The following is a 7,706-nucleotide window of genomic DNA, read 5'->3' on the forward strand; positions in this document are numbered from 1 at the left end:
CCCCGGCACCCCGGCACCCCGGCACCCCGGCACCCCGGCACCCCGGCACCCCGGCACCCCGGCACCCCGGCACCCCGGCACCCCGGCACCCCGGCGATCGTAGAGAGGCGTCGAGTCCCGGGCCGGCGTCGTCCGCTAAGGCCGGACCGGATCAAGTAGCGGGATCACGCGGCGAGCCCGTCGGCGATCGTCACGCCGGCGGCATCGCGCGCCGGAACACCTCGGCCGCTTCCGGCGGCGCCGCCTGCGCCGCCACGAACCCGTCGGGTCTCACGAGGTAGAGCCGCCCCGGAAGCAGCTGCGTCTGCGGCGCCGGGCCGAACATGTGCACGGGCAGCCCCAGGTCCGGAGCGTCGGACTCGGTCAGGTCGCCGTAACCGTGTATCTGCCATTGCAGGGAGCGCAGCACCTCGTGGTTGCCGCCGGCCCACTGCAGCCGCCGACCGACGACCGGGTCGGACGGCGCGTCCGGGGTCATGCGGTAGCGGATGCGGATCTGCGACACGTAACCGAAGAGGCGCGAGCCGCCACCCGTGCGCGGCAGTACCCGGACCCCGATCGGCGCCAGCAGCGGCACGACCAGGCGGCGCAGCACGCTCAGCGACACCTTCTGCGAGGTGATGAAGCCGAACAGCCGGTCGGTCGTCGCCACCAGGGTCTTCGCGACCGGGCGCCGCTCGGCCTCGTAGCGGTCCAGCCAGGCGTCGCTCGCGCGCCCGTGCACCACGTCCGCCAGCTTGAAGGCCAGGTTGTGCGCGTCCTGCAGGCCCGTGTTCATGCCCTGACCGCCGACCGGGGAGTGCACGTGCGCCGCATCCCCGGCGAGGAAGAACGGGCCGTCACGGAACTTCGCGGCGACCCGGTGGTGAACCTTGTAGGTGGCGAACCAGCGGGATTCCGCGTAGGTGACCGCGAAGTCGCGGCCCATCCTGGCCTGCGCGTCCTCCTCGGCCAGTTTTCCGTCGGCGTCCTCGTCGCGCACCAGGCCGATCAGGCGCCAGCTGCCGCGACCTCGCATCGGGAAGCCGAGGAGGAAATCCGCCTTGCCGGGGCGCACGTTGATCGCGTCGTCCACCAGGCCGGTCACCGCCGTCGCGTCGATGACGTAGAACGTGTGCGGGTTGGTGACCCCCTCGAACGCGATGCCGCGCGACTTGCGGACCACCGAGTTGGACCCGTCGGCCCCGACGCAGAAGCGGGCCGTGATCGTGGTGTCGCCGACGACCGCCTCGATGTGGTCCCCGCCGTCGGTCAGCTCGCTGACCGATTCGCCCCAGCGGACGGAGCCGCCGAGCGCCTGCAGGTTCGCATAGAGGATCTGCTCGTTGCGGCTCTGCTCCAGGACCTCGATCCACGGGTACGGCGTGAGGTCGCCGCCGAGTGGCCCGAGCGGAATCCGGCCGAAGACGCGGCTGCCGAAGCCCGGGGCGAGTGCCTCGGCCCGGTGCGCCGCATCGAGGACCGCGTCGGCGAGGCCGAGCTGGTCATAAACCTCGATGCTGCGCGCCTGGACCACCAGCGCCCGCGACTCCCGGGTGGGCCCGTCCTTGCCGTCCACGACGATCACCCGGACGCCGAGCTTCACCAGCCAGTTCGCCAGCATCAGCCCGGTAGGGCCGGCGCCGACCACGAGAACGTCGCAGCTCAGTTCGGCGGTCATGTCACTTGCCCAGGGCGGCCACGTTGCGCAGGAGCAGCGCCTCGGCGAGGCAGACCCGGGCGAACTCGCCGAGGTGCAGGCTCTCGTTGGGGCCGTGCGCGGCCGCATGCGGATCCTCGACGCCGGTCACCAGGATCGCCGCATCGGGGAAGAGCTCCTGGAAGGTGGCGATGAACGGGATCGAGCCGCCGACTCCCATGTCGACCGGGGCGACGCCGTCCCAGGCGTCGCGGAACGCGGACCGCGCGGCGTCATAGGCCGGGCCGGTCGCATCGATCACGCAGGGCGCCCCGCCGCTCTCCAGCGTCACCTCGACGTGCGCTCCCCACGGAACGAACTTCTCGAGGTGGGCCCGGATCGCCGCATATGCCGACTGCCAGTCGTCGCCGGGCGCCAGCCGCACGCTGAGCTTGGCCTTGGCCCGGGGCACCAGGGCATTGGGCGCCTCGTTGGTCCGCGGGGCGTCGATGCCGAGCACCGCGACCGCCGGCTTGGACCAGATCCGGTCGGTGAGCCGGCCCTCGCCGATCAGCTTGACCCCGTCGAGGACCCCGGCCTCGTGGCGGAAACGGTCCTCCGGGTAGTCGACGGTGGCGTTCTCCCGGCCGGCCAGGCCGTCGATGGCGACCTCGCCGTTCTCGTCGTGCAGGGTGGTGATGAGCCGCGCCAGGACGGTGAGCGCGTCCGGGACCGCGCCGCCGAACATGCCGCTGTGCACGGCGTTGCCGAGGGTGCTGACCTCGACGAAGCAGTTGACCAGTCCGCGCAGCGAGGTGGTCAGGGCCGGCACGCCGATGTCCCAGTTGCCGGAGTCCGCGATGACGATGACGTCGGAGCGCAGCGTCTCCCGGTGCGCCTGGAGCAGCTCGTCGAGCGAATCGGAGCCGAACTCCTCCTCGCCCTCGACGAAGAGCACGACGCCGACCGGCAAGCGGTCGCCGAACGCGCGCAGCGCGGCCACGTGTGCCATCACGCCGGCCTTGTCGTCGGCGGCGCCGCGGCCGTAGAGCCGCCCGTCGCGCTCGACCGGCTCGAACGGGTCGCTGGTCCACAGCGCGGGGTCGCCGGCCGGCTGCACGTCGTGGTGCGCGTAGAGCAGGACGGTCGGCGCGCCCTCGGGGGCGGCCCTGCGGCCGATCACGGCGGGCTGACCCGAGCCACGGACGATCTGCACCTCGAGGCCGCAGCCGCGAAGCAGCTCGGCGACGGCCTCGGCGGACCGCTCGACGTGCGAGTGGTCGAAGCCGTCGAACGCGATCCCGGGGATGCGGACCAGCCGCTCGAGGTCGGCACGGACACCGGGCAGCTCCCGCGCGATCGCGACGCGCAGTTCGTCTTCTGTCAGGGTCATGAGGCGATCCTAAGCCGGACGGGCGGAGCGCCGCGGGCTCACCTCGATGGCTGTGGACAACTCAGCTTTCCGGCGGCGCCGGCGGCGGGTTCCCCTCGCCGCCGCGGCCCCGGTTGGTCCAGTCCCGGGCGCCGCGAGCGGCGGATCCGGCCATGTCGGCGGCGCCGCCGCCGAGCTTGCGGAGCAGGCCGACGAGCGGGTCCTGCGAGCTGTTGAAGGTCTGCCGGTAGGAGTCCGCGGCGGCCTTGACGTCCTCGGTGACCGAGGCGTTGCCGTCGGAGTCGCGGCGCGGATAGTCGCCGCCGAGGATCCGGCCGTAGTCTCCGGAATCGATCCATTTGCGCAGCTCGCTGGCGCGCGCGACCGGCACCGGGTGGGTGCTCCAGGCGGTCATCCCCAGCTTGTGGATGCTGTCCCGCAGGTCACCGCCGCCCTCGTACTCGGCGGCCTGCTCGAGGAAGGCGGTCGTGTCGATCTGCGAGAGGTCGCCGCCGCCCGCGAGCTTCATCAGCAGGCGCAGCGAGGCGGCAGGGTCCTGGCCGGCGAGCAGGCCGGCGCGGTCGGCGGAGAGCTCTGCCTTGCGCCACCACTCGTACATCGCCACGATGATCGCCCGGAGCGTGATAGCGCCGACCGGCATCCAGCTGAGGCTCGCGGCCCAGCGGGTGAGGATCATCATGATCGTCTTGTAGACGGCGTGACCGCTGCGGACGTGACCGATCTCGTGGCCGAGGACGGCGCGCAGCTCCTCGTCGTCGAGCTTCTCGACGGCGGCGGTGGTCACGACGATGAACGGCTTGTCCATGCCGATCGCCTGCGCGTTGATCATCGGCGACTGTTCCACGTAGAGCTCGGGCAGCTCAGCCACGTCGAGCGTGGCGGCCGCCTCGGTGAAGCGCTGGTAGACACGCGGGTACTGCCGGTGGTCGACGCGGATGGCCCCGGCCAGGAACGACAGCCGGAAGCCGCGCTCGTTCCACATGCCGAAGAACGCCTTGACGACGTCGTCGAAGCCGCGCAGCTCACGCAGCGCGGTGAGGGCGCCGCGGTCGGCGGGGTGCTCCCACGCGCGCGAGCTGATGCCGGTCAGCGTGATCCGGCGCCGCACCGGCCGGTTTTCCTCGGTCGTCATCGTCCGTCCCCGTCCCGCCGCTCGCACGGCTGATCATGGTTCAGTGAGCAATTTTCAACCTGGCCCAGGGCCGAGGTGTCCGAGCCGTCGACCGCCGCCCGGAGCTGCCGCCCTGGCCACGTTGAAAAGGCTCAGTCCGGCACCGGCCAGAGCCGTTCGTACCGATCCTCGGGACCTTCCGCCGCGCCGTCAACCAGGAGGTCCACGTGCGCCGCGGTCGCGTCCGATTCGAAGTGCTCGTCCTCGTTTACGCGCCAGCGCTCAAGGTACGCCCGAAACGCAACATCGTCGCGCCCGTCGCGGGCCAGGGCACGCCGCCACCGCAGTTCCGGCGGCGCGGTGACCAGGACGGAGAACGAGAGCTCCGGCCGGATCACCCGCCGCGCGGCGGTCACCCCCTCCAGCAGTACGGCCGGAGCGGGCTCGACGATGACGGGATCCCCGCCGAACTCAGCCCGATGCCAGAGGTAGCGGCGGTAGGTGGCGTGCCGGCCGTGCCGCAGCGGATTGAGCACCTGCTCCTCGAGCCGCTCCCAGAAGCTGAACTGGTCGTCCCAGCCGTCGAGCAGGTCGTCGGTGTGCACAACGGGAATGTCGGCGACCTTCGCCAGCCGTTCGGCGAACCGGCTCTTGCCCGCCCCGCTGGGCCCGTCGACGGCGACGAGCCGTACGGGACCGAGCCGGGGCTCGGTGGCAAGGATCCGCCCGGCCAGCGCCGCATAGGTTTCGGAACTCATCCGGCGGCGCCGGGGACTCGCCGATCCACAGGAGCGCCGGGCGGGATGAACGGAAGGCCGCCCGGCGGCCCCGATTCGATGAGCCGCCACAGCGCATCGGTGTCGAGGTGCTCCTCCACGAGGTCGCCGAGCACGTCGAGCGCGCGCTCGCGCACCTGCGCGAACTCGGTGTCCGGCGCGACCACAAAGCCGGACCGGCCCGCCTGCCGGGCCGCCTCGGACAGGAACCGGCGGCGGAACCCGTCCGACTCGAAGGCGCCGTGCCAGTGGGTGCCGTAGATCGCTCCGGCGACCGCGCCCTCCGGCGCGCCGTCCGCGTACCGCAGCAGCGGTTCGGGATCGCCGGCCGACACGTACCCGTGGTGGATCTCGTAGCCGCGGACCGGGACCTGCCCCCAGGCCGTGCCCCGCGACCGGGCCAGCGTCTTCCGCTCGCCGAACGTGATGTCGACCGGCAGCAGGCCGAGGCCGGGAACGGTGCCGCGGCGGCTCTCGACGTCGTCGTGGATGGTGCCGGCGAGCATCTGGAAGCCGCCGCAGATCCCGAGCAGCGGCTTGCCCGCCGCGGCGTGCACGCGGATCGCGTCGTCGAGGCCGGTTTCGCGCAGCCAGGCCAGGTCGCTGACGGTGGCCTTTGAGCCGGGCAGCACGACCAGGTCCGCGTCGGCGATCTCGGCCGGCTCGATGGTCAGGCGAACCTGGACGCCCGGCTCGGTGGCGAGGGCCTCGGCGTCGGTGGCGTTCGAGATGCGCGGCAGGCGGACGACGGCGATCCGCAGCCACTCGGTGCCGCGCGGCGCGGCGGGCCGGCCGAGCACCCGCCCATACGCCAGGGAGTCCTCGGCGTCCAGCCACACGTCAAGATTGAACGGCAGCACGCCGTGCATGGGCCGCCCGGTGGCGGCCGTGATCATGTCGAGGCCGGGCTGCAGCAGGCCCGGGTCGCCGCGGAACTTGTTGATCACAAATCCGCTGATCAACGCCTGGTCCGCCGGGCTGAGCAGCGCGACAGTGCCGAACAGGGCGGCGAAGACCCCGCCGCGATCGATGTCACCGACCACGATCGTCGGCAGCCCCGCCTGCCGGGCCAGGCCCATGTTGACGAAGTCCCCGTCCCGCAGGTTGATCTCCGCCGGGCTGCCGGCGCCCTCGCAGATCACCGCGTCGTACTCGTCGCGCAACTCACCCAGCGTCGCGTAGGCGGCCTCGGCCAGGCGCGGCCGCAGGGACCGGTAGTTGCCCGCGGTGACGGTGTCTACCGCCTGGCCGAGCAGCACGACCTGGCTGGAGTAGTCGCTGCCGGGCTTGAGCAGCACCGGGTTGAAGCGGATCTCCGGCGCGATTCCGCACGCGGCGGCCTGCATCGCCTGGGCGCGGCCGATCTCGCCGCCCCGCCCGTCGGCGCCGACCACGACGACGGAGTTGTTCGACATGTTCTGCGCCTTGAACGGCGCGACCTTGACGCCGCGGCGGTGCAGCCACCGGCAGATCCCGGCCGTGAGCACGCTCTTGCCCGCGTCCGAGGTGGTCCCCGCGACCAGCAGCCCGCCGCTCATCGGCGCACCAGCCCGGACCGGATCAACGCCACGCCCGCGGCGAGCGCCGCGGCGCCGATGCCGACGGCGCCCGAGATCCGGGCGGCGCGGCGCAGGTCGCCGGCGGACGGTCGCGGCCCGTCGCCCAGCAGCGGCCGGGTCTCGGTACGTCCGAAGTAGACGTTCCGCCCGCCCAACCGGACGCGGAGCGCGCCCGCCATCGCGGACTCGCACTGCCCCGCGTTGGGACTGGGGTGATCGTTACGGTCCCGGCGCCACACCCGGAGCGCCTCGGCGCTTTCACCCCGCGCCAGCGGTGCGGCCGCGATCGTGAGCAACCCGGTGAGCCGGGACGGCAGCAGATTGAGCACGTCATCGAGGCGCGCCGACGGGGTGCCGAACCTCGCATACCGCGCGGACCGGTGCCCGACCATCGCGTCGAGGGTGTTGGCGGCCCGGTAGCCGAGCAGCCCGGGAAGGCCGAGCAGCCCACCCCAGAGCAGCGGCGCGACGACCGCGTCGGAGGTGTTCTCGGCGACCGACTCGACGGTGGCGCGGGCGAGTTCGGGCTCGTCGAGCGTCGAGGGATCGCGGCCGCACAGGTGACTGAGCCGTCCCCGCGCCGCGACGAGATCGGTGCGTTCGAGGTGCCCGGCCATCACGGCGGACTCGCGACGCAGCGTGCGACCCCCGAGAACGGTCCAGGTGGCGGCGGCGACCAGCGCGGCCCGGGCCACGGGCTGCCGCCGGGTCACCACGGCGGCGGCCACCCCGGCCGCGACCGGGACACCGACAGCGACGGCGGTGAACACCGCTCCGGCACGGCGCTTCGGCGCGTAGAGGCGGCGTTCCAGCGCGCCGGCGGCCCGGCCGTATCCGGCCACCGGGTGCAGGCGCCGGGGATCACCGAACACCGCGTCCAGGGCATAGCCCGCGAGCAGGCCGACCGCATCGGCCGCAACAGCGGAGCCGGAACCCGGCCTCGCGATCCGCATTCGCCCAGTTCCTCCCACTCACCCACCCTAGTAAGCCCGCCCGGCACCCATCCGGGCCGCCCGCCTTTCTCCCCCTCCGGGCATCGCTCCCCCTCCCAAGACACCAGTCGCTGCGCACGGTGCCCCGGATCCCGGGCACCGACCGGGCCGTGGGCCGGCCGCCGCCCCAGCGGCTGGAGCGGCGGCCGGCCGATGCCGCCCGGCCCGCGGGCGCGGTTCCGCCGTGCTGGGCGGACGCGCCTTCGGGCGGGTCTCGGGGGAGCACCCCGGCGCGGGCCGGGCGGCCCGGGTGGCGG

At 73.2% G+C, this 7,706-nt stretch carries 6 protein-coding genes; all 6 read right to left on the reverse strand.

Translation table 11 applies throughout. The features are described 5' to 3' along the window. Positions 1 to 190: 190 nt before the first annotated feature. The 6 genes from AB0F10_RS20990 to AB0F10_RS21015 all read right to left on the reverse strand — a co-directional run bounded on the left by AB0F10_RS20990 (position 191) and on the right by AB0F10_RS21015 (position 7,410). Positions 191 to 1,660: an FAD-dependent monooxygenase gene (locus tag AB0F10_RS20990; protein WP_360627335.1), complete on the reverse strand. Its 1,470-nt coding sequence runs from the start codon at positions 1,658 to 1,660 to the stop codon at positions 191 to 193. A 1-nt stretch (position 1,661) separates the two neighbouring features. After that, a complete protein-coding gene (locus AB0F10_RS20995) occupies positions 1,662 to 3,011 on the reverse strand; it encodes a dipeptidase (RefSeq protein WP_360627338.1) in 1,350 nt (449 codons plus the stop codon). Positions 3,012 to 3,072: 61 nt separating this feature from the next. Beyond that, positions 3,073 to 4,143: a M48 family metallopeptidase gene (locus AB0F10_RS21000; protein WP_360627341.1), complete on the reverse strand. Its 1,071-nt coding sequence runs from the start codon at positions 4,141 to 4,143 to the stop codon at positions 3,073 to 3,075. A gap of 131 nt (positions 4,144 to 4,274) precedes the next feature. Continuing rightward, on the reverse strand, positions 4,275 to 4,880 hold the full coding sequence (locus AB0F10_RS21005; RefSeq protein ID WP_360627344.1) for a hypothetical protein: 606 nt from the start codon (positions 4,878 to 4,880) through the stop codon (positions 4,275 to 4,277). Beyond that, on the reverse strand, positions 4,877 to 6,436 hold the full coding sequence (locus tag AB0F10_RS21010) for a cobyric acid synthase (protein WP_360627347.1): 1,560 nt from the start codon (positions 6,434 to 6,436) through the stop codon (positions 4,877 to 4,879). Before AB0F10_RS21010 ends, AB0F10_RS21005 begins: the two co-directional genes overlap by 4 nt. Next, positions 6,433 to 7,410, reverse strand: a complete 978-nt coding sequence (locus AB0F10_RS21015; protein WP_360627350.1) for a cobalamin biosynthesis protein — start codon at positions 7,408 to 7,410, stop codon at positions 6,433 to 6,435. Before AB0F10_RS21015 ends, AB0F10_RS21010 begins: the two co-directional genes overlap by 4 nt. Positions 7,411 to 7,706: the final 296 nt, after the last annotated feature.

Source organism: Actinoplanes sp. NPDC026623 (genome assembly GCF_040638275.1).
In the GTDB taxonomy this organism is placed as follows: Bacteria; Actinomycetota; Actinomycetes; order Mycobacteriales; family Micromonosporaceae; genus Actinoplanes.